Origin of the sequence: Escherichia sp. HH41S (genome assembly GCF_009820115.1) — a bacterium.
In the GTDB taxonomy this organism is placed as follows: Bacteria; Pseudomonadota; Gammaproteobacteria; order Enterobacterales; family Enterobacteriaceae; genus Escherichia; species Escherichia coli_F.
Map to the genome: position 1 here is coordinate 195,953 of NZ_VNXE01000064.1, position 25,379 is coordinate 221,331.

Consider the following 25,379-nt stretch of genomic DNA (forward strand, 5'->3'; position numbering starts at 1 on the left):
ACTTTAATTCGGATAGACAAAATCACGAATTTTCTGCGCGATCTGTTTATTCAGTTGACAAATTCGGGCCTCGGTTAGCCCTAATACCAGCGCAATTTCTTTGAGATTCATCTCATGTTGGTAATACATGGAGAGGATCAGTTGCTCTTTTTCACTTAATTGTGAAAGCGCCTGTTGCAGCATTTGCTGAGTAATAAACTGATCTTCCAGTTCCCTGCCAGCAAGCGGAATGCCAGGCCCTTCGCCGTTCAGCAGTTCGTCAAGGCTGGCGAGCGTTTCCGCTCCTTCCAGTTGCTGATATTCGAGATAATCTTCATGCGAGATCCCTTCCACAGCCAGCTCTGACCACTCCGGTTCGTGCCCCAGTTTCTTACGCGTTTCGCGAATCAGGTCCTTCATCTGATGATATTTCTGCCGCAGATGGCGCGGTCGCCAGTCGAGAGCGCGCAGCTCATCCAGGATCGCACCGCGAATCCGGTGCACGGCATAGCCCGCAAAACCTTCATCCGGCAGCCCGTAGCGGCGAATGGCGTTAAGCAGCCCCATTAACGCCGTTTGTTCCATATCCTGACGGTCAATAATGCAGTTACATTGCGGGGCAAGTTGCCGCACCACTTTACGTACCAACGGTAAATAGGCCTGCAAATAGTGGCTCTCCTGCTGCGGGGTTAATACCGGCGCGGCAGCAAATTCTTCTGACTCGAATACATCCTGTAGCATGTTTATATCCGCCTGGTGATTACTGGAAGACCACTTTTTTCACCAGTAAATCCTTATACGGTGCGCTCATTTTGCGACGCTGAAGATCTTGCTTTAACGCGTCAGAAATCAGTTTGCGGATGGCAGATATTTTCATGCCGCGCAAATCTTCAAATTTCATTTCCGTCAGGCATTCAACTGCAATACTTTGATACAGCGGCTCCTGATGTTTTATTTTTTCCGCTTCTTTATCACTGGCGACCACCATGACTAACTCCGCCGACAAATAATGATCCGCGCCATTTTTATCATGCAGCGTGACAATGGTTTCCGGTAAGGTCACAAATACGCTTTTGCTCTCATCCAGAGTTTCCACGGATTCCGTCTGCGCGGCGGCAGTCGGTTTTCCTTTTCCGGCATAATGATGCCAGACTCCCCATCCTGCTCCGGCACCTACCACTAACGCCAGCACGGCGCTGACCACGCCCGCCACCACGATTTTCTTCATCTTGCCTTTACACTTTGATTAAAACGGATTCGTTCTGTTGAAATTGAGGCGCATCATCAAGCTGTAAGGCGGCACTCACCTCCTCCTGCTGATGGCCCGACTGTTGTTGCTGTTGCTGCGACTGCCCTTCGGAGGAGACCTGTACGTTCACCTCCATAAAATTTTGCGCCGTCAGATGCTGGCGGAGATCGTCGCTAAACTGCTGTAACGCGCGACAAACCTCGCTTTGGTTCGCGCCGATGTGCACCGTCAGTTTGCCGTTGTCGAGTTGCACGGCGATCTCGAGCTTGCCAAGCGACGGCGGATCAAGACGTATCGTGGAGATCTGCTGCTGTTTGTTGAGCTGAAAGTGAATCTGATCTTTCAGAAGCGTCGTCAGCTTTTCGCCCAGTTCGTCCATCGAAAGCGTGGCTGGTTTGGCGACAATCTCCTGATGATCGCTGACCAGCTCCGGCGTCTTAACCTGCAACACGCCCCGCGCAATAACCGGCTCGCTGTCTGCTACTTTTTCCGTTTTACGCTCGACCTGCGGGCGCGCGGTCACGCGGTTTGGCTCAGGTTTCGGACGAGCGGGCTGTGCCGATACGCGCGGCTGCGTCGGCGCAATGGCATGTAAATCTTCACTGGCGTAAGTCGCCAGTCTGGCCTGCTGCTCCGGTTTCGCCTGTGGCAACTGGCCGACCAGCGCCTGCAACTGCAGCGGCAACGGTGTGGGCTCCTGCTGTTGCGTCGAGCGCTGCGGCGCGTTTTGCGCCACCGCTTTCGTCAAGTGCTGGATAACCGGCGATGTTGCGACATTTCGCGGCTGCGGCGTGTCCTGATGCAGCGCGGCAGGTTGCGGAAGTAACAGTGCCAGTAGCGCCTGCATCGCCACCGGATCGTTCTCCTGCGGGCGCGTCGCCTGTTGCTGGCTGGTTTTAGCGCTATGAACGCGCTCCGCCACCGCCGCGACCGCCATTTTCGGCAGGGTAAACGCGGGCGCGTTTTCACCGCTCACCGGCGGTAAAATATCCGCTTTCAGCGACGCCGTTTCCGCAAGCGTTCCAAGCGTGGCAAGCAATGCCGGATTCATGACTTCTCCGAAAGTAAATTAACAATTGAGTAGGCCAGCACGCCTTCCTGATGGCGCTGATGCTGTTCCATACGCGCCTTCAACACTTCTGCACGCTGCTCGCGCCGTTTAATCAGGGCATTAAACGCGCCGTATAAATGTGCTTTTACCGCACACAACTGCGCCGCATCGGTTTCCGCCGCCGCGTAATCGTGAAACTGGCGCATCAACTGCTGATGCAGTGCCGGAAGGCGTCGCCAGCGTTGTTTATCCAGTGCCTCATTCATCGCCTCAACCAGCGCGAAAAGTTGCCTGCATTGTTTTTCCATCGTCTTAACCCAGCTTGCCCGAAAGCCCTTCCCAGCCTTCGCGCAGATTGCTTAAGATCAGCATCACTTCATCGATTTTCTCTGCCGACAGTTCACCGCTGGCTTCATACAAGCGATACACACAGTGGTCATAGAGGCATGAAAGGTTGACCACCAGCTCGCCGCCGGTTTCAAATTCCAGCGAACTGGTAAGCGCATTGAGAATGTCGATACATTTATTGATGCTCTGGGCTTTCTTCTCGAAACGCCGCCCTTCAATATGACTTTTGGCGCGTTCCAGCTCGTCCATCAGACCAGAAAACAGCACCAGCACCAGTTCCAGAGGCGATGCCGCCGCAGTACGCGCCGCGAGATCGATCTCTTTATATTGCGAATAGCCATCCTGTACTTGGTACATCTTTAGGGATATTCCTTCTGAGTTACGCGAATGCCGCCATGCTGGCTTTCATGGTGTACACCTCAACCAGCGTGTTGGTGTACTCCTCCAGATAACGGTCATAGTTGGCGTTATAGGTATCGGTAAGCTGATCGCCTTCGTCCTGAATTTTGCTCATCTGATCGTCAATGTTCTGCTGGCGCAGGGTGATGATGCCGTTGCTGGAGTCCGTGTAGGTGTTAATCAGATCGTCCATCTGCGCCACCATGCTGTTGTCGCCAACGAAAATAGAGGTCAGACCGTCAGGATTTTTCGCCATTTCGTCGTTGAACTGGTCGGAGTCAATCTGTAAGTGGCCGTGAGAATCAAGCGTGATGCCATAGTCAACAATCGACACCCCGTTGTAGCTGGCATGGGCGATATCATCGAGCTGGTTCGCCAGTGAGCTGAGCCCGGCGTCACCCGCAAATACCCCGGCGCTGGTACTGTCATCACCGTGGGTGGTCAACGAATCAACCGTATCAATCAAGGTGTTATAAGCATCAACAAAAGTCTGTACTTTCTCCTGGCTGGCGCTGGAATCTTCGCTGATGTTAAAGGTAGTGAGATCGCTGTCAGAATCGCTGACTTCGGTGAAAGTCATGGTGACGCCGGGGATCACATCATCAAAGGTATTGCTGCTGTTGGTGATCTCAGGCCCCGTGGCACTGCCGAGATGAATAATCGCGTCCTGAGCGGAGGAAACATCCGTGGCAACGGGCGCACTGGCGCTATCGTTGCTGGCATCATGCCCCGTTACGCTCACCGAAAACGCGCTCTGCGCCCCGGTGCTGTCCGAGGTGAGCATAATGGTGGTGGTGCCATCGGTTTTTACCAGTGCCGCTGAAACGCCGGGGTTATCGTCAGAGTCGTTAATCGCATTCACCAGCTCGCTGGCGTCGATAAAACCGTCGCCGTCACCGTTCTGATCCGCCGCCGACAAATCAATATCCATGGTGCTGTCGCCCATCGTCAGCTCGAAGGTGCCGGTAGCGGAAAAGGCGTCGTCGCCCATACTGAACGTGGTCTGCTGCCCCTGCGCCAGTTGCTCAACGAAAAATGAGTAGCTTCCCGCCTGTGCCTGCGAGTTAGCGGAAACGGTCGCCGAGTCATTATTGCTGGTGGCGGCAAACGTTACCGGGCCGTCGGTATCGCTGTTCAGCGCGTCAACGGCGCTCTGGAAATCGCTTAACGCCGAGCTGAGCGTATCCAGGCCGCTGCTTTCGGCATCCAGCTCCGTTTGCTTTTCCTGCAAATTTGCCGCCTGAGTGGCGACATCCGCATAAGCGATTTCCTGGGCAATAGTTCTTGGGTTAATCATTGATGACTCCGGATAACGATGTCAGGTTATTGGCAAAAGGCGTGCCAATAATTTTTATGTGAATAATCAATAGATTGAAAAATGGGCGGAAAGCGTGTTTCCGGTTCGGCGGAAAAGTGCCTGCCGCAAAAAGCACAACACCGCCCGCAGGCGGTGTTGTTTGTAGGCCCGAACTTACTGCAGCAGGCTGGAAACCATGCTGGACATGCTGTTGGACTGTTTCAGCATCGTGATACCGGTTTGCATCAGCACCTGCTGTTTGGTCATGTTGGACGCTTCCGTCGCGTAGTCGGTATCCATAATGTTGCCGATAGCGACTTCGGTGTTGTCCTGCATGCTGGTCAGGTTGTTGGCAGTGTCGTTCAGACGGTTAATAGACGCACCCAGCTTGGATTGGATCTGCGAAACATCATCCATCGCGGTAGAAATGCTGGTGATCATCTGGTTAGCCGAGCCAGATGCGGTCAGTTCAGTACCGCCAGAAACGCCTGCGGTGCCAGTGGTGTCAGCCTGATCCGCACTAAAGGAGTTGCTGATAGCAGAAAGATCCGTCACCAGCGTGTTCAGTTGGCTTGAAATGTTCACGGTCATGGTATCGGAAGATTCCGCGCCCACCTGGAAAGTTACTGCGCTCTGGAACAGACCGTCAGTACCGGTGTTGCTGGTACCGGAAACACCGAACAGGTTGGTGCCGCCATAAGTGGTGTTTTGCAGCATGTCAGACATCTGCTGACCCAGTTCGTCGTATTCGTCCTGCATCGCCTGCAGGTCATCGTCGCTGTAGGTGCCGTTCGCTGCCTGAGTTGACAAGTCTTTCATACGACCCAGCACATCAGACATTTCGTCGAACATGCTGTCAGCGGTTTGCAGCATCGCGGTTGCATCATTTATGTTGCTCAGCGCCACGCCCATACCGCTGGACTGTGCAGTCAGACGGTTAGCAATTTGTTTGCCCGCGGCGTCATCGGCAGAAGAGTTAATCCGGTTACCTGTCGCCAGGCGTTCCATAGATGTAGACAGAGAAGAGCTGCTTTTGCTGATTGCATTAACGGCGGCCATTGAGGCGTTATTGGTGTTAATAGATAACATGATACTGCTCCTTGGGATTAATCGTTTTCGTTTCGATACCCTGTAAAAACGACACCTCAGGCGCAAACTTAAAATCACTATGAAAAAAATTTCGCCACGTATTATCTGATGCCACTTTTAGCTAAAAAAAGCAGAGTTTAAATTCAGATAAAAAGATTATTAGCAATATCTGCCACATGGCCAGGTATCAAAATATGTCTTTATCAATTGCTTGATATAGTTAAGATTGTCATCAATTAACGCGTTTTCTTCACAATGTACTGATGCCAAAATTTACATTGCGTTGCAAATAGTACACATTTGGCTATTGTACCTGTCCTGTCATTTCGTTACATTCCCACGCCATATAGTGATTAAGAATAATCCTATTACCATAAAATATTAATTATCACGCATAAAAATCATCTTCTCAGGGACGTATAAGACTGTGCTTTATGTAAAGCACTATCAGGAACCATTTATCCCTTGCTAAGGTAAACTCAACTATGAGTATTATTATCAACAACTGGCGGATGGACCCGTCGCTTAATGCCTTAATACATTGCGAAACGGGTGAAACACGTCGTCTCGGCGAATACCATTTTATTTTGCTGGAAACATTAGCAAAAAATGCCGATGTGGTTTTATCGCGATCTTATTTATGTGCCGAAGTGTGGAAGAACCGCATTGTCGGCGGTAACAGCCTGCCGACGGCGATCCATGCGTTGCGCGTTGCTATCGACGATGATGGCAAACAACAGAACATTATCAAAACCATCCCGAAAAAAGGTTACTTGTGCAATAAAGAGTATGTGTCTTTGCCGGAATCATCGCCTGCGGAAAAGCTGATGATTACCGACCAGGTACAGAAAACTGTGCCAGAAAAGATATCTTCGACAACACCGCCTTTACCTGGTAGAAAAAAATATAAAGAAATGATAGGGCTGGCGTTGAGCGCAGCTGTTATATTTGTTGGCTCGACCGTGGGCTATTCACACTTGAAAAGTACACCTGACGCCCCGCAACTGGTAAAAGAGTCAATTAACAGTCCAAGAATAAAAATATTTCATTTAACTTCTACTGGAGAAAATAATTCCGTACCGTTACTATCACAAACCCTCGCACCAGGAAAAGACAAACTCGATAATTTATTGTCAGCGCATAATATGACAATGACAACCTATTATAAATATGTTCGTAACCGACTGGAGAGTGATATTGTTCTGCGCAACCAGTGCAATGGTAGCTGGCAATTAACCTTTAATGTGGAAGGCTGGCAGAACAGTGATATTAATAGCACGATGTATCAGAATTTAGAGAAGTTGTTAAATACTGTGCAGAAGTGCTGATGGATACGAATATATGTCGGATGCGACGCTAAACGCGTCTTATCCGGCCTACCGATAATTACCCCAATAAATTCCTCACCGACTGGCTGGAAATTCGCGCCTGACCGTTCACCGCCTGCAATAAAACCTGATAGTTATGATTGGCGCTGTCGAGCACACCGCCGAGATTTTCCGACGCCTGTACCGCGCTTTCTGTCTGCGGAAAGCGGGACATGCCGTCGATCAACTGGCGGGCTTTTTCCTGCTGCACCGCCATCTTCGCGCGCTGCTGATTAATGTTTTCTAACGTCTGAGAAATCCCCGCCCCGCCCTGTTGCAGGCTTTGCGCTAACCGCTCGGCTTCAGAGGGTTCGGCAAAGGTTTTTAGCGGCATAAACGCTGATTTATCGCCATCGGTGCGCACGCTTAAGGTGCGCTCGATATGGGGCCATTGTTTTTCAGTGGTGGAGAAACTGATGCCATCCGCTTGCTGATGCAGCTGCACGCCTACGCGGCGCAGGGCGTTGGTCAGCCGTGTCTGGTACTGCCCGGCGTTATCATCCTCAGACAGCATCACCGCCGAAAGCTGGGTCTGCCGCCCGTCAGAAACGCTGAACATGCGCGTTCCCGGTGTAGGGTTGTTGACGAGATTTGCCAGATCCGGCGAGTGAAAGGTCACCCGCGCTTCGCCCTGTAACACCGGCTGCAACTGGCGGTCCACCGCGCCGCCGGAAAGTGCGGTGCGTTTATCCAGCATCTGCGTGAGCGCCGTACCCTGCGCCTGCCCGCTCTTACGCTGGCTATGACGATAATCGAGCAACTGCTGTTCCAGTTGCCCGAGATAGTGATCCGCCTGCTGCAAGGTGGTGAGCTGGTCGTTAAGCTGCACGCTGTAACGCTGCGGGCGAGTGGTAATCAGCGGTGAGGCCGGATATTCACTCGCCGTCGCCGGGAGCTTTTGCCGCACCGCCTGAGTGGGCGCAACGGTTGACGACGATACCGCGGCGCTATGCGCACCGCTGGTGGCGAGTGATGAAGAAGTAAGTCCGACCTGCATACTGTTCCTGAAAGAGTTAGAGAACGCTGAACAAATTCAACTCACTCACCTTCGAGTAAGTCTTGAGGGTAGCTTCCATTGCCACTTCCAGTCCGGTAAAGGTGATCGACGCCGGGCCGTAATCGAGATCCTGGAGTGAACCAATCAACTCATCATTAGATGTCGAGATATCGGTCTGTGCATCGCTCAACATCGACATGGTGTTTTGTGTCTCGCCGAGCGACGCAATCGAGGCGTTGAGGTCGTCCGAGGCGGTGTCCACCACATTAACGGCGTTTTGAATATCGCTTTGTACCTGCGGATCTGCCGGGTCAACGTCCGGGTTTTGCAACTCCTGAGAGAGCGAATTGAGCGTGTTGAGCACGTCTAAATTACTGCCGAAGAAATCGCTCGCCGCTACGTTGGTATCCACTTCGACGCCGTTCGACACCGTGGTCTGGCGGTGGTCGCTGTTACCCTGATAGCTATAGCTGTCGGTGACGCCATCACCGTCATCGTCCACCGCCACAATCGGCGGTTGATCGTTGATAGTGCCGCCAAACACGTAATGCCCGTCTTCATCCTGATAATTGAGCGCCGCGACCATGGATTCGGTGAGCGACTCAATATCCTGCCCGAGGCTTGCCAGCGAGTCGGCGGTATTGGTGCCGTTCGCCGCTTCCAGCAGGTCGTCACGCACCGCCAGCAGGCTGTTGTTGACGCCATCGAGAATCGACTCCTGCTGGCTTAACCCCGCCGACGCGGAGTCGATATTGCTCTGATACTGCTCAATCGCCGACTGCTGGCGGTTTAACTGAGTGATGCGCGTGGCGGCGATAGGGTCATCCGATGGCTGCAAAATTTCCTTGCCGGTTGCCATCTGCTCGACCACATGCGCCAGGGAGCCGGAGAGATTATTAAAACTTTGCGTCATCGAGACGTAGGTTTGTTGGGTGGTTACTCGCATTTTCGCGCTCCCGCTTAGCTGCACATTTCCAGCACCGAATCGAAAATCTCGGCCCCGGCGGAAATGACTTTCAGATTGGCTTCATAAATTTGTTGATAGGTAATCAGGTTCACCGCCTCTTCGTCCATGCTGACGCCGCTGACGCTGCTCTGCTGGTTTTGCGCCTCAGAATAGACATTGGACGCAGCGGTCACTTCGGTCTGGTTTTGCTGAGTGTAAATGCCGATATTGCTGATGATTGACGAGCACGCTTGACCGACCGTCACGCTGCCGAGGTTGTCTATCTCCAGCGGCTCAGTGGAGATGTTGATCAGCGCCTGGAGGTTGTCGCTGTTGCCGCTTTCATCCGGCGAACTGGAGAACGCCAGTTCATCGGCGGTGATATCCGGGTTAACGGTCAGCGGGCCATCGGCATTACTGGCATCGTAAATAAACAGCGGCTCGCCGGGGTTACCGTTGAGATCGTAGCCCTGCGCCAGCTGGTTGTTGACCGCATCGGCAAACTGCGACGCCATGCTGTTGATGGTGTCGGTCAGCGGCGTCAGGACGTCGTTTTGATAATCAAAAAGTGCGCCTAATGAACCGCCGGTATCGGTGGTCATGGTCGAGGTCGTTCCGGCAAAGGTCAGTGTCATCGTTGGCGTGCCATCGGCGTTGGTTTCCAGCGCAATGGTCGAACTTTGCTGCCCGCTCACCAGCGGCTGACCGTTTTGCAGGGTGACGTTGTAGTTGCCCTGGTCGTCGATATTGACCTGCACATCCATCATCCCGCTGAGTTCTTCCACCATCTGGTCGCGGGCATCGTACAGCGCGGAGGCGTTATCCCCGTTGGCTTCGGCCTGGGCGATTTGCTGGTTATAGCTGGCGATGCCGCTGGTGAGCGTATTGATTTGCGACACCATCGCCTGCTGCTGGCTGATGATTTCCGTGCTTTGCGAGTCGATGTAATCGAGCGTGTTATCGATACGCAACGACAGCGCTCCGGCTTCGCTGATCACCTGCTCGCGCAGGGCGGAATCGTCCGGGCTGGTGGTCGCTTCGTTAAGGGCGGCGAAGAAGTTATCGAACCCGCCGCTCAGGCTGCTGTTATCGTCGCTCAGTACCGCTTCCAGTTGCGTGAGATACCCCTGCTGGGTGCTGTAATAGCCATAATCGCTGGCGGCATACCACACCTGATTCACCTGATACTGGTTGGAGACGCGGCGAATGCTGTCGACCTGCACGCCGTTTCCGGCGCTGTTCGGCGAACCGCCGCTGGCACCGATGGTGCTAATCTCCGCCACCTGGCGGGTGTAGCCCGTGGTCATGGCGTTAGCGGTGTTTTGCGCCGTGACGTTCAGTTCCACCTGCGCGGTTGATGCGCCGCTGTAGCCGATGTTAATCATGTCCATGTTGGATCCTTACCGGTAAATCGTGCCGGTTAAAAGCGGCGTGAAGTTGGGGATTCTTAAGTTCCGTAAACCGGGCGCCAGACGCCGGATGCAGCCTGCATACGGGCACAAACATAAAAATATGTGCGAACTCGTAGGCCTGATAAGACGCGTCAGCGTCGCATCAGGCGTTGTGCACCGAACGCCGGATGCGGCGTGAACGCCTTATCCGGCCTACAAACGGGCACACCCATAAAAACAGGTGCGGACTCGTAGGCCTGATAAGACGAGACAGCGTCGCATCAGGCACCGTGCACCGATAGCCGGATGCGGCGTAAACGCCTTATCCGGCCTACATACGGGCGCAAACATAAAAATATGTGCGGACTCGTAGGCCTGATAAGACGCGACAGCGTCGCATCAGGCACCGTGCACCGAACGCCGGATGCGGCGTGAACGCCTTATCCGGCCTACATACGGGCGCAAATATAAAAATATGTGCGGACTCGTAGGCCTGATAAGACGCGTCAGCGTCGCATCAGGCACCGAACGTCGGAGCCTCATTTATGCTTCGGCGACAACTGCTTCACAATCATCGCCGCGATCCCGATCCCGTGCTGCTGCGCCAGGGTGTTACACAACTCATCGTCATAAAACCCCTGCATCATGCGCACCGAATCGCTGTTAAACGGGTTATCTTTCGAATCAAACAACTCGTTGGTTTTACGCATCTCTTTGAGCATGTTGCGTAAAAAAATCGCCTCAAACTGCTCTGCGGCCTGCTTGATATCATTGGCCTGAACTTTTGGCCCCATTAATGCGTCGCTACCGTCAATCCCGCCGCTGGCGTTGACTTTCATCAGATCACCTCCAGGTCGGCATCCAGCGCGCCCGCTTCATGCAGCGCCTGCAAAATCGACATAATGTCGTCCGGCGTTGCGCCTAAACTGTTCAGCGCATTGACCAGCGTTTTCAGGCTGCTCGATTCCGGCAAACTCACCACGCCCGGACGGGCATGATTCACCGCGATATTGCTCTGCGGCGTTACTGCCGTACGCCCGCCCGCAAAGGCATTCGGTTGGCTGACGTTGCTGGTTTCGTTAATTGAGACAGTCAGGCTGCCATGCGACACCGCCGCCGCGTGCAGCGCGATGCCATCGCCCATCACCACCGTACCGGTACGCGAGTTAAACACCACGCGGGCGCGGATTTTCTCCGCCTGTACCTGCACATCATCCAGTTGAGACATAAACGCCACCCGCGCGCCGGGGCTGGTGGGCGCACGCACGGTGACGTTGGTGGAACTCTGCGCCGTGGCAATGCCGCCAAACGAGGCGTTGATCGCCGCCGCAATGTTGTTGGCGTCTTTAAACGACGGACGTTTCAGGTTGAGCGTGATGGTGTCGCCCATCTGAAAATCGCTGGGAATTTCGCGCTCCACCGTCGCGCCATTGGGGATTAACCCGGCGGTCGGCGTATTAACCGTTACGCTCGAGCCGCTGGCCCCTGTGGCATTCATCCCGCCCACCACCACGCTTCCCTGCGCCAGGGCATACACTTCGCCATCTGCGCCGTGCAACTGGGTCAGCAACAAGGTGCCGCCGCGAATACTTTTGGCATCGCCAATCGACGAGACGGTGACATCAATGGTCTGCCCGCGCGAGTACATCGGCGGCAATGTGGCGCTCACCGCCACCGCGGCGACGTTTTTCACCTTCGGGTCGATTTTATTTGGCAGCTGCACGCCAAACTGGCGCAGCATATTGGTGATGGTCTGGTTGGTGAATTTGACCTGGTTTTTATCGCCCGTACCGTCGAGGCCGACCACCAGGCTGTAGCCGACCAGTTGGTTTTCACGCACGCCCTGTACGTTGACCAGCGACTCCAGCGATTGCGCCAGCGCCACGCCGGGTAGCGCCAGGCTTATGGCTACCATCACCGTTTTTATACAGTTTTGCATTGCACTCTCCGGCATTAAATCGGGAACAGAGGATGGTTAAACAGCCGGGTCAGCCAGCCTGCGGCGTTGGCGTCACTTAACGCGCCACGTCCGGCATAGGAGATGCGGGCGTCGGCGATTCGCTGGGAGGAAACCGAGTTGTCGTTCTGGATATCGTCGGCGCGCACCAGGCCGCTTAAGCGGATGTACTCATCGCCCTGATTGAGGGTGAGCCATTTCTCGCCGCGAATTTCCAGGATGCCGTTAGGCTGCACCGCATGAACGGAAACGGTGATCTCCCCGCGCAGGCTGTTCTGCTGCTGGGACGTGGCGCTGCCGTCAAAGTCGCGGTTGGCGTCGATGGAGCCGGAAAGGTTATTTTTGGTGTGACCAAATACCGTTGGCGCGGTGATATCGACGCTGTTGCTTTTGCCGAAGTTGGTTTTCGCCTGTTTGCTCGACTGGGTCGATTCTTCGAGGATCACCGTCAGGATATCGCCCACGCGGTAAGCCCGACGGTCGGCGGTTAGCGACCAGTTGTAGCCCGTTTCAAACACGCCCCCGGCACGCCCATCTGCCGGAGGCGGCGCTTCGGTTTTCGGTGGCGCAAAGTATGCGTCGTCTTTTTTGACCAGAATGGCCTGCGATTCACACCCGCCAAGCAGGGGAAGCAGCGCCACCAGCCAGAGATAATTTTTCACGTTCTGCCTGTTTAGTGTTGCAGGCCACGGGGGTGGCCGGTTGTTTGGTGGGTTGGAGCGGGTTTGTTCCCCCTCACCCTAGCCCTCTCCCTCGAGGGAGAGGGGACTGACCTGTGCACGTTGTTACATCGTGCACCGCTTTTCTCCCTCTCCCTGTGGGAGAGGGCCGGGGTGAGGGCATCAGCGCGCACGTTCCCCCTCACCCTAACCCTCTCCCCAAAGGGGCGAGGGGACCGATCGAGCGCGTTTTTACATCGTGCTCCGCTTTTCTCCCTCTCCCTGTGGGAGAGGGCCGGGGTGAGGGCATCAGGCCGCACCGCCCTTAACGCCTTACAGCGTCTGACTGATGTACTGCAACATATCGTCCGCCGCCGACACCATTTTGGCGTTCATCTCGTACGCGCGTTGCACCGTAATCATCGCCACCATTTCGTTGACAATATCCACGTTCGAGCCTTCGAGCGCATTGTCCTGCAAGGTGCCAAGCCCATCTTCGCCCGGTACGCCTTCGGTCGGCTGACCGCTGGCGGCGGTTTCCAGATAGAGGTTGTCGCCCTCGGCGGAAAGCCCCGCCGGGTTGGCGAAGTTCACCAGCGTCAGTTGCCCTAACTCGGTCACGTCGCTGTCGCCGGGTAAGATAGCCGTCACCGTACCGTCCTCACCAAACGCAACATTCGTCGCCCCCGCCGGAACGTCGATTTCCGGCTGCAATGGCAAGCCCTGCGAGTTGGTTAGCACGCCGTCGGCATTTACCTGCAAATTGCCGTCGCGGGTATAGGCGATATCACCGTTGGCCTTTTGCACCTGCAAAAAACCCTGCCCCATAATGGCGACATTCATTGCGTTGTCGGTGGTTTCGACGTTGCCTTCGGTAAAGGTTTTCTGAGTGCCGACAATGCGCACGCCGCTACCGAATTGCAGCCCGGTCGGCATGATGTTGTTCTGGTCGAGCATCGCGCCCGGCGCTTCCTGGGTCTGGTAGAACAGATCCTGAAACATCACCCGGTCGCGCTTGAAGCCGGTGGTGTTAACGTTGGCGATGTTGTTGGCAATCGCGCTCATTTCAGCATCCTGCGCCGAGAGGCCGGTTTTGCTGATCCATAATGCTGCGTTCATGGTGCTTTATTCCCTGATGTCTGTTATCACGAGCCGCGCAATAAGCGGTTGCCCGCGTCGCTGATATCTTCGGCGGTTTTCATCATCTTGATCTGCGCTTCAAACTGGCGGTTCATGGCGATGGACGACATCATTTCGCTCACCGCCGAGACGTTGCTGCCTTCGAGAAAACCGCCGCTGACTTTGATGTTTTCATCACGCTGGGCCGGAACGCCGTCAGCAGTCACCAGCATCCCTTCAGGATTTTTCGCCAGATTAGCGACGGGAATATCCACCAGCTTCAGGCGGTCGATATCCATTGTGGCGGTCACGTCGCCGTCATCGGGCGTCACCGACAGCGTGCCGTCGCTGCCAAACGAAGCAATGGCGTTGGGCGGCAGAATGATCGGGCCGTTATCCCCCAGCACCAGATTGCCGTCGATGGTCAGTTGCCCCTGGTCGTCCTGCTGAATGTTGCCGTTGCGGGTATAGACTTCGTTGCCGTTTTTATCCTGCACCGCAATGTAACCCGCCCCCTGAATCGCCACGTCCAGCGGGCGTTCGGTTTTCTCCGCAACACCTGTGCTGTCGTTCACGCCGCTGGCCCCTTCCTGCGCCATATAGCGCGTGTCGAAGCCGCCGCCTTTCACCTTGTCGTTGGTCGCCATCGCCATATCGGCGCGAAAACCGTTGGTGTTGACGTTCGCCAGGTTGTTGGCGCTAATTTGCTGCTCATACAACGTCTGAGAAGCCCCGCTCAGGGCGGTATAAATCAGGCGATCCATTACATTGCCTGGAACAGCGCGTCATCGAGCTGCGTGCTGGTGGCAATCACTTTGGTGTTGGCCTGATAGTTACGCTGGGCGGTCATCAGGTTGACCAGTTCGCTGGTGATATCGACGTTGGAGCTTTCAAGCGCACCTGACGTGAGCGTGCCGCAGGTGCCGGAACCGGGAACACCAATCAGTGGCGTGCCGGATTCCCCGGTTTGTACCCACGCGGTGCCGCTTACGGCTTGCAGGCCGTCGTCGTTAGGGAACGTCGCCAGCACCACCTGGCCCTGCAACATGCGCTCGCCGTTGCTGTAGGTGGCGTAAACTTTGCCATCGTCATCAACCTGCACACCGTTCTGAGTGGCAGAGGCGTAGCCATCGGCGGCGTTGGTGGTGACAGAAAATTCAGAACCGTATTGCGTACAGGTGGAGTAATCGACGGTCAAATCGATGGGCGCGGCGGCGTCGGTCTGAAACTCAATGGTCTGCGGGGTGGTGGGCGAAGTCAGTTTCCCGGTGTTCGGGTCGAAGGTTAAGGTCGTCGCCGGAACGCCGGTCTGCTGCTGACCATCGAAGGTGTACTGCACTTCCCAGGTGTTATCGCTGGTTTTGGTGAAGTACTGGCATACCGAGTGTTCGTTACCTAATGAGTCATACACCGTGGTGGTGTAGCTGTCGGTGTACGAACTGCTGTTGGTCGGATCGAACGGCACGGTAGTGCGGTCGATAGCGTCGTCGCTGGCATCGAAGTTGGCGGTAAAGGTCAGGCTGCTGCTGGCCTGCGCCGGGATATTGCCGGTTTTGATCTGGATATCGGTGACTGTACCGGTTTGCAGAGTGCCCGTGTCATCGACCGGATAGCCCTGCAAATAAGCGCCCGAGGCGTTGACGATATAGCCGTTTTTGTCAGTTTCAAACGATCCGGCGCGGGTATAAGAGATGTTGCCCGCGCTGTCGCAGGTAACAAAAAAGCCGTCGTCATTAATCGCCAGATCCAGCGCGTTGCCGGTGGAGACCAGCGAACCGCCGCGCGAAATACTTTGCGCGGTACCCGCCACGCTGACGCCCATTGCCTGGCTTCCGGCATACATGGCTGAAAACTGGGTAGTCATCGACTTATAGCCCACCGTTCCGGCGTTGGCGATGTTGTTACTGATCCCGTCCAGCTGTTCGTTAACGGCATTCAGCCCCGTTGCGGCAATTTCATAACTCATTGTTTCGTCCTGTTAATTCAAATTTTTGACAGCGTGCCCGTTGTTTTGCCGGATGCGGCGTGAACGCCTTATCCGGCCTACAAAACCATGCAGATTCATGTAGGCCTGATAAGCGAAGCGCATCAGGCAATCTGGCACCAGACATCACGCCACATCACTGTCGGCATCGGGTACGCCAAACTGGCTAATCATGGTGAACGGCACTTCACCTACACCGGCAACGTTAAGTACCGGAGAGCTGCCGTCGAGCGGGATGCGCACATCTTCCACTTCGCCGGAGACTTCAATCGGTACCTCTTCTTCCCCGGTGTTGGTCACCACCGAAACGTCGTAATCACCCGGCGGGATGCCGTAATCCGCCGGATTAATCGAGAAATCAACCTGGCCTGGCCCGACGGACGAACTCCCTTCCGGAATCAGCGAGACGGTGTAGTCATCGCCAGCAGCATCGGTAAAGTGGAGATCGGCGGTAGTGCAGGCATCGTCCAGCGTGGCGCGACCGTTAATGGTCTGGTCACTCACCTGCAAGGCGGTGGTCTGCACCATAATGTCGTCGCCCACCAGGTTGCCGAGCGCCATCACCTGAATGTTGCTCATCAGCACCGCGTTGGTGTTGGCCTGCACGCTCATCTCTTCCATCATCGCCACCTGCGCCATTGAGGAAAGCTGGTCGATATATTCGGTGGCGTCGGTCGGGTCGGTCGGGTCCTGGTTTTGGATCTCGGCGACAAACAGCGTCAGGAAAGTATCGACGGGCGAGCTATCGCTGCTGCTTGTCGTGTCGCTGGCTGCCACATTATTGCTTTCCGCCGTGGCGGTCGGTTGCGGCGATTGCGCATTCAGCGCCAGGGTATTCATCAGGCTTCTCCCAGTTTCAGCAGGCTTTGCTGCATACTTTTCACGTTGTTGAGCACATCGACGTTGGTTTCAAAATCGCGGGAGGCCGACATCATGTCCGCCATCTGTTCCACCACGTTGACGTCGGGATACCACACATCACCGTTGGCATCCGCCAGCGGCGAATGCGGTTCATAGCGTTTCACCGCTCCGCCGGTTTGCAGCACGTCCTGCACCTGCACGCTGGCGCCGTCGATCGCATGGCGATGCGTTCCCGCCAGCAAGCTGTGGTGATACACCGCCGCAAACACCGGGCTGCGCGCTTTATACGCCTGCGCCTCGCTGCCGGCGGGCGCATTAGCATTTGCCAGGTTACTGGCAACGGTATTCAGACGTAGCGTTTGCGCCGTCATCGCCGAGCCGGAAATCTGATAGATATCAGTAAATGACATGCTTATTTCCCTTCAATGGCCTCTCTGATGCCGCTGATTTGCAGATTCAGAAAGGTCAGACTGCTTTGATAATCCATACTATTTTGTGAAAACCGCGCCTGTTCGCTGTTCAGTTCCACGGTGTTACCATCTTCCGATGGCTGCATCGGTACGCGATACTGGACATCCACCGCCGCGTTATTTGCCCGTTGCATCTCCCTGGCAAAATCAATATCTTTAGCCTTGAAATTTGGCGTATCGACATTCGCCAGATTCGCAGTCAGTAGCTCGGTCCTCTCAAGACGTAACTTCACTGCCTGCGGATGTACTCCCAATGCTTGCTGAAAACTGATCCCCATTTCTTGCGTCACTCCCGCTTCAATCCGCATACGCTAAGCAATCGCTGTGCCAATTTTTAAGTGACTGATGAGAAAGGGTTTATGAGTTTTCAATTTTGCAGGCGGAAGTTGTATTTCCTCCTGGCGCTGGCCTTACCGGGCTACGCCGCCGTCCACCCCGTGCAGCACAGCGCGCGGGAGCAAGTCAACGCCCAGGTGCTGAATGCCGCGAGCCAGCAGATTGAATCGCTGGCGCAACAGCGGCAGTGGCATGACTATCGCTACACCTTTAAGGTCTACATTCCCTCGCAGATTGCGACCGCCGCGCCCTGCGCTACGCCCCCCGGCGTCACGCTGACGTCGCCTGCAGAAATCGCTCTCAACCGGATGAACTTCACCGTCAGTTGCCCGCAAAGCTGGCAGATGAACGTCGCGGTACGCCCGGATGTTCTGGTGCCGGTGGTGATGGCAAAGTCACTGGTTGCCCGCGATACGCCGCTCACGGCAAATGATGTGGAGCTGAAGCCCTACAACGTCAGCGCCCAGCGGCGGGATGTGCTGATGGATCTCAATGATGCGATTGGTTTAAGCAGCAAACATGCCCTGCAACCAGGCAGGCCGCTTACCAAAGAAGAACTGGTTTCACCAGTGCTGATCGAGCGCGATCAGCCGGTGATGATTGTTTACCAGAGCGCGGGGATCACCGCCTCAATGCCCGGCGTGGCGCTGAAAAATGGTCGCAAAGGGGAAATGGTGAAAGTACGTAACGCCAGCAGCCAGCGGGTCATTAGCGCAATAGTGGCGGAAAGCGGCGTGGTGACAACGGTAAGCGCGGAGTAATTTGCGCAGGCGATTAAAGTTTTGCCGCCTGTTAACCGCTTTACCGGAGTAACCCACCCAAATACCGAGACGAGGTTGCGATGAAAATCACCCCGACGATGCCAGGCAATCGCCCGACAGCCACAACGGCTGGCTCCAGCCAGCCGCGTAAAACTACGGCGACCACCACCACGACGCTGAGTGCCGACGACATTACCCAGGCGGGATTGCAGTCTGCCCAGCAAACGCTGAACGACCAGCAAGAGAGCGATATCGACAGCGACAAAGTGTCACAAATGCAGGCGATGCTGGCCTCCGGTAGCCTGCAAGTAGATACCGAACAGTTAGCCAGCGACATGCTGAGTTTTTTCCAGAACTAAGAGGCCGATGAAGTGAGTATCCGGTTACAACAGGTGAAGGCGTTGTTGCAGGGAATTCGTGACGACGACGCACTGTACGATTCCCTGCGCGAACTTCTCCAGCGTCAGCGGATCTGCATGATTCGCCGCGCCAGCGAAGAGTTGCTGGCAGTAAACGACGAGATAACGCAGCACTATGAGCAGTTGCATGGGCATAGCCATCAGCGGCACAGCCTGCTGCAACTGCTGGGTGTCAGCGTAAATCGTGACGGTCTGGCGCAGGTTTTCGCCTGGCTTCCGGCGGTACAAAAAGCGGCAGCACAACAGTTGTGGCAACGCCTGGAGCAAAAAGCGGAACGCTGCAAAGCCTATAACGATAAAAACGGCGAGCTGTTGATTCGTCAGTATGAATTTATTCAGTCGTTTTTAGGCAGCGAAGCAGATTTTCTGTATCAGGAATAACGCGAATACCTTCCCCATAGCGGAAACGGATTTTCCGCCTGATTTCCAATCCTTTGTTTTTGATTAAAAAAATTCCCGGCACGCTTATTGCAGATTCCGCAAAGGAATAAAGACTGGAAGCCTCCTATGAGTTTTATTGAATGTTACGAACCGGAATATGTGCGCAATTTTATGGCGCAATATCCCGATTCGCCTTTATACGTCAGCAAGGTGTGGAAGAATGAGATTCGCCAGAGCCTGGCATTGACCGATATTGCCAGTTGCAAAGCAGTGCTCAACGATGCCAGGGCCTTTGAATTACAGCTTACCTATCGCCCTGTGGAAGAAAATGCCGCAGCGCTCTCCGCGCGCGATGTGATAATCAACCAGGTCATTTTAAGCACCCTTACGCTCCCCGATTTAACCCCAGAGCTTTCACTGTATGCCGTCGGGATTTTGCTCTCCCGCGCCCGTAAAATGCCGGGCAGAGACGGCGACACTCTCGCCCGGCTGACAGCACTGCCGCAGGCGCTGGCCGATCACGCCCAAATAGGCACGTTACAGGCACAGTTCGCCCAGCTACCGCCTGTGCCACTGCTGGCGCGCCAACTGGTGACGCTGCTCGGGAGTTTTGCATTTGACTGGTCGATACTGCCAGAAAGCCCGCGCAAAGCCTCACTGCCGTTGCAGGTAACCTTGCTAACGCTGCACGACGCCAACAGCGAAGCCCTGTTACAACAGCAGCTACAGACACAGTGGCAAACTACCTGGCAACAGCATTTTGCCACCGCGCCGTGGATGATGCGTAACTGGCTAATTTACCGGGTTTATCACGACGCGATCGGGCAGGATGACGGGACGGATTATTGCCCGCTGGTGTGCGATTTTTACCTCATCCGCACGTTAATCAGTTTATGGACGCTGGATGATTCACCGCTGCGGCAGGAGGATATTTTCGCCCTCTTCGCGGTGTTTGAACGCTGGCGAGTGAGTGAAAATGCGCTGTTGGTTCGCCAGCAAATTCAGTCGTTATGTGCCGCCGAGCCGCTGCTTTCAGCGTTTTCGTTGCTGACGTGAGTCGCTCTGTGCGCGCTGATGCCCTCACCCCGGCCCTCTCCCACAGGGAGAGGGAGAAAACCTGCGCCCAATTAAACACCACGCTCAATCGGTCCCCTCGCCCCTTCGGGGAGAGGGTTAGGGTGAGGGGCATCAGCGCGCACATTCAGCACCTCCATCACATTCACCCACTAACTCACCCAAACACCATGCCAACACCAACCATCATCAAAACACTCGCCACTCACCGCGAAAAACCGTTCGTCAGCGTCGTCACGCCAACCTGGAATCGTGGCGCATTTCTGCCGTACCTGCTTTATATGTACCGCTATCAGAATTACCCCGCAGACCGCCGCGAACTGATCATCCTCGACGACTCCCCACAAAGCCATCAACACATCATCGACCGCCTGACCAATGGCACGCCGGAAGCCTTTAACATCCGCTACATCCATCACCCGGAAAAACTGCCGCTGGGCAAAAAACGCAACATGCTCAACGAACTGGCGAGCGGCGAATATATCCTCTGCATGGATGACGACGACTACTACCCGGCAGATAAAATCTCTTACACCATCGCCATGATGCAAAAACACCGGGCGCTCATCTCCGGTTCCGACCAGATCCCCATCTGGTACAGCCACATCAACCGCATTTTCAAAAGCCGCAGCTTTGGCCCACATAACATTCTCAACGGCACTTTTTGCTATCACCATAACTACCTGAAAAAGCACCGCTACGATGACGATTGCAATTTAGGCGAAGAGAAAAGTTTCACCGACAATTTCAGCGTTAACCCGCTGCAACTGCCCGGCGAACGCACCATTTTGTGTATCTCGCATAGCCACAACACCTTTGATAAAGACTTTATTCTCGAGGCCAGCACGCCTGTAAATGCCGAACTGAGCGATATCGTCAGCGATCCGCTGCTACGCAATGCTTATCTGAGTCTGCATAACGCCACGCATCACCAGGGTATCAACCATCAGGCGATCGATCAGGTCGTATTGATCAATCTGGATAAACGTCCGGATCGCTTACAACAGATCCGTGAAGAACTGGCATTGCTACATATTCCTCCCGAGAAGATCACCCGCCTTGCCGCCAGTGAAGATGAAAACGGTCAGCGTGGACGACGCCAGTCGCACTTGCAGGCGCTACGCATGGCGCAACAGCACAGCTGGCAAAATTACCTGCTGCTGGAAGATGATGTGGTTATTCTCAAGCAGGAGAAACATATTCAGGTACTGAACACGCTGCTGGCGAGCCTGGCGAAAATTCCCTGGCAGGTGATGATCCTTGGTGGCGAAATTTCGCAAGGAACAATGCTAAAAAGCCTGCCGGGGCTGGTGCACGCGCAGGACTGCCGCAAAGTGTGTGTTTATCTGGTGAACAGCCGGTACTACCCACAACTGGCGCAGCAGATGAGTAACGATGAGCACTCGCTGGAAGACGGCTGGCAGCCACTGCTGCGCACCGACAAATGGCTGGCCTGTTATCCGAGTATTTGTTACCAGCGACCGGGCTTTAGTGATATCGAGAAAAAAGCGACTGATAACATTAACCACTACTTCAATAAGTTACCCGTAGCCACCAAGCCATCCACATTACACATCGCCGACACCATCGGCTTTTTTATGGAAACCTCCTACCACTACGCGCTCTATCGCCCAATCATCACCGCCCTACAGGCGCAGGGGCAGAGTTGCACACTGGTAATCAACGATCGCGTGTTTAAACCGTTTCTGGATGAAATGTTGGCAACGCTAAAAAGCATCGACGATCCGCAGCTCAAAGGAATGCGCTTATCTGAAATGCAGGCACACGGTCAGCGGGTGAAATGCCTGGTCAGCCCCTACCACACACCCGCGCTCAATGGCCTTTCACCCGTGAACGTTCGCGCCATGTACGGCTTAGCCAAAGAGACGTGGAACCACGCCGACTGGAACCGTTTTTACCAACGCATTTTGTGTTACAGCTACTACAGCCAACAGGCGCTGGAACATTTCGGCAATGCAAAAGTGGTTGGCAACCCGCGCTTCGACGCCTGGCATAACGGCACGTTCGACCGCGCCCTGCCGGAAAATATCCAACCCGATTCCCGTAAACCTACGGTGCTCTATGCCCCCACGTTTGGCGCATTAAGCTCCCTGCCCCACTGGGCAGAAAAATTGGGGCGCTTGAGCGGTGATGTGAACCTGATTTGCAAACTGCACCACGGCACCAGCTCGCGCCCGGAAGAAGCCGCATCGCTGACCCTGGCACGCAGGCATTTAAAACAGCGCACCGACTCCGCCCGCCACACGCTGGCGCTACTGGCAAAGGCCGATTACGTGCTCACCGATAACAGCGGCTTTATTTTCGATGCTATCCACGTTGATAAGCGGGTGATCCTGCTCGACTTTCCGGGCATGACGGAAGTGCTCGACGGTGAGAAAAGTTATTCCACACCGGAGAGCGCCGACCAGCGAATCCGCGAAATATTACCGGTGGCTAATGATATGGCTGAGCTGCGTTACTTATTGTCAGAGGTGTTTGACTGGGGGGCGGTACAGGCGCGTCTTACGGAGATTCGCCATCACTATTGTGACGCGTTTATGGATGGCAAGGCGGGAGAACGGGCGGCGTTGGTGATTGTGGAGGCGCTGGGTTAAACCACAGAAGTGCCTGATGCGCTTCGCTTATCAGGCCTACTCGCCGCTGCAATAGTTTGAATTAGTGATGATTTGTAGGCCGGATAAGGCGTTTACGCCGCATCCGGCACGAACAGCGCACTTATCTACCCTCTAATTTTAAACATACCGCTTCTTGAGTGGTGAGTCGGTAAGGTTGCACATTTCAATAGCGGGAATTGTGGTCTTTATGAATTCCGAAAAGCACCTTTCTTCCCCCTATAACCATTCTTTTTTACCGGTATTGGCAGCAACATACCACACCCGTGAAATAGGCGTTGCACTTCACGGGCTGCAGGTCCGCGTAATAAGAAACGGGAGGGCGGTAGCATTTCTGATATGGGATGTTTCAGTATTTCTGAGCTAATGGTTACCCTGGGGCTCAAGGAAAGATCACGTAACGCTGCTTCTTTGTACTCAAGAAGAATGACTTTGTGGGATTAGATACTTCACTATTAATATTTTTAATGGATGTTAAGGAATTCAAAACAGGGAGTACGTTAAATGCCAAAAAAACTATAGACGCAAATTCCTTGAAGTCACTTATTACGGATTTTCGTAATTATGCCATGAAATTAACCGTATTTTAGCTAACAACTTCCAGATATTAATCAATAAAAAAGGAATTATATGTTTATACGACCAGTCGAACCTTCAGATGTTGAACCATTACTGGATATGCTACTTGCTAGCGATCAATTTGATGACGATGGTATTCATCATATACGAAAAACACTAAACCACTATTTCTCTGGTCATTCTACTGATTTATGGTTTAGTGCAGAATACTCAGGACTGGCAGGTATTGTCTATTGTGCTCCTGAGGTGATGACAAATAATGTCTGGAATATACTAATGCTCTGGATCAGTCCTTCCCATCAGCGCCAGGGAGTGGGACAACTGCTGATTCAAGAAATCGAAAAAGTGCTCGCAACGAAAAAGGCAAGACTGCTTTTAGTAGAGACATCAAGTCATGTCGATTTTAGTGCCGCTCGTGCATTTTATACAAAACAGGGTTTTATTAATGAGGCAATAATACGAAATTACTACGATGTCAATGAGGATAAATTGATCTTCACTAAAGATATGCAGTCAGGAGATTAAATTTTCATTTAAAAAGAGGAAACGCAGCAGAATTATTTTTAGCGATACGGCACATCGCTATTAATATTTTGACGAATGATAAGGTATTCAAGGCAGGGTTAAGACGTAAGATGCGAAAAGCAGACATGGACAGAACTACCTTGCGTCAGTCCTTGCGGGGAGCGGGCTTTCGTAATCTTGCCCTGCACGACATCCGATACAGATAGAATTACTAAGGGTATAGGAGAAAAATATGAATGGACAATTTACCCACCGTTGGAAGAGAGTAAATCACCATGTCGGTATGTGTTGTTTTAGTTATATTTTAATTGTTATTGCAACATCTTTTTCTTTAAGAGCGGAAACTAAGAATATAGATAGCGTGAAATATTTATTTTCATTCAAAACCAGTCGTAGTGGATGTATGTTTAAGATAAATGGGTTTCCAATAACTAATAATTTTGATTATCAGAGTGGAACAATAGCAACAGGAGGGAGTTTAACCGCATTCGTTAATAATGGCTTAAATAAGGTTGAGCTAATGATGGGACCAATTGATCCTGATGACAACAGCACTTTATATAATGATTCATCTTGTAAATTGATTATCACCAAAGACACATTAAATACAAGTCAACTGATAACAGATGTAACTTTGTCTGTCGATAAAGATAATAAAATCGTTGCGTCATCCAGTTATAATGGAGTCCAGGAAGGTAATGGAATTAACGAAGAGCACTCACCTGATGATACTAAACTGAACTGGCATCGTTTTTCTCGTAATATTAACATGAGTGACTTACCCGAGTGGTTATGGATGAAAGCGTCGCCTGTCACTAATAATGATTTACCACTAATCAAAAAATTTTATCAAAAAATTTGGGCATCAATGAAAATCAGGGATATTCATACTTTGAAGGAGATGACTGTTATCTCCAGCAAAGAAATTGGCGAAGCTGAAGGTGTCACGCCTGAGATAATATTTGATTCATACGGTCTGCCACAAGTTATGAATGACACATCACTGTCTTTAGTTGACCTGGAATGGGAGAAGTATAAATTAGTTACTTACTGCGATAGTAGAGTGTTCAGGCTTGCTTTTGGTGTTTATGAACACTCCCCCCTAAAATTCAAAGACCAGAGTGGGAATGTAAGATTCACATATAGTCCTTACTTTTCCATAATTGATGGAGAAGTTATTTTAGTAAGATAAATCTATGAAATCATCTTGTGAAAATCAAGAGTATCTGTCGCGTAGATAGCGCATGACATACAGGGCCAGGGCAAGATCATCAGAAGTATGTTTTTCGCACAATTAAAATAGCATTTTTTTTCTTAAATAATGTATAGCTTGCTGTCTGCGGAAACTACCATCTTGCTGTTAGTTATGATCAACTATCTCCTGAACAATAAGGAGATAAAACATGGATACCGAAACAGGGAAAGATCACGTAACGCTGCTTTTTTGTACTAAACAATTCGCATTTTATGTTTAAAAATTGAGATATTCCTCATTACCTGAAGCTGTT

Annotated in this window: 26 protein-coding genes and 2 pseudogenes; 9 read left to right on the plus strand and 19 right to left on the minus strand. The window is 53.1% G+C overall.

Translation table 11 applies throughout. The features are described from left to right. Positions 1-3 precede the first annotated feature (3 nt). From FQZ95_RS13075 to lafA, 7 genes are all read right to left on the minus strand, one after another. The gene (locus FQZ95_RS13075) at positions 4-720 is read right to left on the minus strand and encodes a FliA/WhiG family RNA polymerase sigma factor (RefSeq protein ID WP_160530274.1); all 717 of its coding nucleotides are present in this window, start codon (positions 718-720) and stop codon (positions 4-6) included. 19 nt (positions 721-739) lie between these two features. Next, positions 740-1,207, minus strand: coding sequence for a flagellar basal body-associated FliL family protein (locus FQZ95_RS13080; RefSeq protein WP_000725254.1), 468 nt, complete (start codon positions 1,205-1,207; stop codon positions 740-742). Positions 1,208-1,214: 7 nt separating this feature from the next. Continuing rightward, positions 1,215-2,279, minus strand: coding sequence for a flagellar hook-length control protein FliK (locus FQZ95_RS13085; RefSeq protein ID WP_160530275.1), 1,065 nt, complete (start codon positions 2,277-2,279; stop codon positions 1,215-1,217). Further along, positions 2,276-2,587 carry a flagellar protein FliT gene (locus FQZ95_RS13090; protein ID WP_160530276.1) on the minus strand — a complete coding sequence of 104 codons (312 nt, stop codon included), beginning with the start codon at positions 2,585-2,587 and terminating at the stop codon, positions 2,276-2,278. Before FQZ95_RS13090 ends, FQZ95_RS13085 begins: the two co-directional genes overlap by 4 nt. Positions 2,588-2,591: 4 nt before the next feature. Further along, positions 2,592-2,984: a flagellar export chaperone FliS gene (gene fliS, locus FQZ95_RS13095; RefSeq protein WP_160530277.1), complete on the minus strand. Its 393-nt coding sequence runs from the start codon at positions 2,982-2,984 to the stop codon at positions 2,592-2,594. A 22-nt stretch (positions 2,985-3,006) separates the two neighbouring features. After that, positions 3,007-4,323, minus strand: coding sequence for a flagellar filament capping protein FliD (gene fliD / locus FQZ95_RS13100; protein WP_088542293.1), 1,317 nt, complete (start codon positions 4,321-4,323; stop codon positions 3,007-3,009). A gap of 174 nt (positions 4,324-4,497) precedes the next feature. Next, positions 4,498-5,412, minus strand: a complete 915-nt coding sequence (gene lafA / locus FQZ95_RS13105) for a lateral flagellin LafA (protein WP_000949083.1) — start codon at positions 5,410-5,412, stop codon at positions 4,498-4,500. 485 nt (positions 5,413-5,897) lie between these two features. Between lafA and FQZ95_RS13110 the strand changes: the two genes are divergently transcribed. Then, a complete protein-coding gene (locus FQZ95_RS13110; protein WP_088542294.1) occupies positions 5,898-6,740 on the plus strand; it encodes a winged helix-turn-helix domain-containing protein in 843 nt (280 codons plus the stop codon). Between the two features lie 58 nt (positions 6,741-6,798). Here the strand turns inward: FQZ95_RS13110 and FQZ95_RS13115 are convergent, their stop codons facing one another. The 12 genes from FQZ95_RS13115 to FQZ95_RS13170 all read right to left on the minus strand — a co-directional run bounded on the left by FQZ95_RS13115 (position 6,799) and on the right by FQZ95_RS13170 (position 17,441). Beyond that, the gene (locus FQZ95_RS13115; protein ID WP_088542295.1) at positions 6,799-7,776 is read right to left on the minus strand and encodes a flagellar hook-associated protein; all 978 of its coding nucleotides are present in this window, start codon (positions 7,774-7,776) and stop codon (positions 6,799-6,801) included. Positions 7,777-7,792: 16 nt separating this feature from the next. After that, positions 7,793-8,722, minus strand: coding sequence for a flagellar hook-associated protein FlgL (gene flgL / locus FQZ95_RS13120; RefSeq protein ID WP_052893763.1), 930 nt, complete (start codon positions 8,720-8,722; stop codon positions 7,793-7,795). A gap of 14 nt (positions 8,723-8,736) precedes the next feature. Beyond that, entirely contained in the window at positions 8,737-10,113 is a 1,377-nt protein-coding gene (gene flgK, locus FQZ95_RS13125; RefSeq protein ID WP_160530278.1) for a flagellar hook-associated protein FlgK, read from the minus strand. 539 nt (positions 10,114-10,652) lie between these two features. After that, positions 10,653-10,952 carry a rod-binding protein gene (locus tag FQZ95_RS13130; protein WP_000867179.1) on the minus strand — a complete coding sequence of 100 codons (300 nt, stop codon included), beginning with the start codon at positions 10,950-10,952 and terminating at the stop codon, positions 10,653-10,655. After that, positions 10,952-12,067, minus strand: coding sequence for a flagellar basal body P-ring protein FlgI (locus FQZ95_RS13135; RefSeq protein WP_422112253.1), 1,116 nt, complete (start codon positions 12,065-12,067; stop codon positions 10,952-10,954). Before FQZ95_RS13135 ends, FQZ95_RS13130 begins: the two co-directional genes overlap by 1 nt. Next, complete coding sequence (gene flgH, locus FQZ95_RS13140) at positions 12,067-12,732, minus strand: flagellar basal body L-ring protein FlgH (protein WP_088542298.1); 666 nt, start codon at positions 12,730-12,732, stop codon at positions 12,067-12,069. The genes FQZ95_RS13135 and flgH overlap by 1 nt, the downstream gene beginning before the upstream one ends. Before the next feature lie 330 nt (positions 12,733-13,062). Then, the gene (gene flgG / locus FQZ95_RS13145) at positions 13,063-13,848 is read right to left on the minus strand and encodes a flagellar basal-body rod protein FlgG (RefSeq protein ID WP_000990540.1); all 786 of its coding nucleotides are present in this window, start codon (positions 13,846-13,848) and stop codon (positions 13,063-13,065) included. A 26-nt stretch (positions 13,849-13,874) separates the two neighbouring features. Then, entirely contained in the window at positions 13,875-14,612 is a 738-nt protein-coding gene (locus FQZ95_RS13150; RefSeq protein ID WP_000375451.1) for a flagellar basal body rod protein FlgF, read from the minus strand. Continuing rightward, the gene (gene flgE, locus FQZ95_RS13155) at positions 14,612-15,814 is read right to left on the minus strand and encodes a flagellar hook protein FlgE (protein ID WP_135112856.1); all 1,203 of its coding nucleotides are present in this window, start codon (positions 15,812-15,814) and stop codon (positions 14,612-14,614) included. The genes FQZ95_RS13150 and flgE overlap by 1 nt, the downstream gene beginning before the upstream one ends. 144 nt (positions 15,815-15,958) lie before the next feature. Beyond that, the gene (locus FQZ95_RS13160; protein ID WP_001093677.1) at positions 15,959-16,672 is read right to left on the minus strand and encodes a flagellar hook capping FlgD N-terminal domain-containing protein; all 714 of its coding nucleotides are present in this window, start codon (positions 16,670-16,672) and stop codon (positions 15,959-15,961) included. Beyond that, positions 16,672-17,103 (minus strand): flagellar basal body rod protein FlgC, encoded by a 432-nt coding sequence (gene flgC, locus FQZ95_RS13165; protein ID WP_000010945.1) that lies wholly within the window; start codon positions 17,101-17,103, stop codon positions 16,672-16,674. The genes FQZ95_RS13160 and flgC overlap by 1 nt, the downstream gene beginning before the upstream one ends. 2 nt (positions 17,104-17,105) lie before the next feature. Next, the gene (locus FQZ95_RS13170) at positions 17,106-17,441 is read right to left on the minus strand and encodes a flagellar basal body protein (RefSeq protein WP_000512950.1); all 336 of its coding nucleotides are present in this window, start codon (positions 17,439-17,441) and stop codon (positions 17,106-17,108) included. 81 nt (positions 17,442-17,522) lie between these two features. On the opposite strand from FQZ95_RS13170, the gene flgA reads away from it, so the two are divergent. The 8 genes and pseudogenes from flgA (at position 17,523) to FQZ95_RS13205 (ending at position 25,063) form a co-directional block, all read left to right on the plus strand. After that, the gene (flgA, locus tag FQZ95_RS13175) at positions 17,523-18,260 is read left to right on the plus strand and encodes a flagellar basal body P-ring formation chaperone FlgA (protein WP_160530280.1); all 738 of its coding nucleotides are present in this window, start codon (positions 17,523-17,525) and stop codon (positions 18,258-18,260) included. 80 nt (positions 18,261-18,340) lie between these two features. Further along, positions 18,341-18,619, plus strand: a complete 279-nt coding sequence (gene flgM, locus FQZ95_RS13180; protein ID WP_160530281.1) for a flagellar biosynthesis anti-sigma factor FlgM — start codon at positions 18,341-18,343, stop codon at positions 18,617-18,619. Between the two features lie 12 nt (positions 18,620-18,631). Beyond that, the gene (gene flgN, locus FQZ95_RS13185) at positions 18,632-19,060 is read left to right on the plus strand and encodes a flagellar protein FlgN (RefSeq protein WP_088542303.1); all 429 of its coding nucleotides are present in this window, start codon (positions 18,632-18,634) and stop codon (positions 19,058-19,060) included. Between the two features lie 126 nt (positions 19,061-19,186). Then, positions 19,187-20,116 (plus strand): lysine-N-methylase, encoded by a 930-nt coding sequence (locus FQZ95_RS13190; protein ID WP_160530282.1) that lies wholly within the window; start codon positions 19,187-19,189, stop codon positions 20,114-20,116. Between the two features lie 188 nt (positions 20,117-20,304). Continuing rightward, on the plus strand, positions 20,305-22,749 hold the full coding sequence (locus FQZ95_RS13195) for a glycosyltransferase (RefSeq protein ID WP_160530287.1): 2,445 nt from the start codon (positions 20,305-20,307) through the stop codon (positions 22,747-22,749). 696 nt (positions 22,750-23,445) lie between these two features. After that, a pseudogene (locus tag FQZ95_RS26420) lies at positions 23,446-23,781 on the plus strand (GNAT family N-acetyltransferase); the annotation flags it as partial. A 21-nt stretch (positions 23,782-23,802) separates the two neighbouring features. Next, positions 23,803-24,046, plus strand: a pseudogene (locus FQZ95_RS26425) (ISAs1 family transposase); the annotation flags it as partial. 57 nt (positions 24,047-24,103) lie between these two features. Beyond that, positions 24,104-25,063: a hypothetical protein gene (locus FQZ95_RS13205; RefSeq protein ID WP_235841546.1), complete on the plus strand. Its 960-nt coding sequence runs from the start codon at positions 24,104-24,106 to the stop codon at positions 25,061-25,063. Positions 25,064-25,379: the final 316 nt, after the last annotated feature.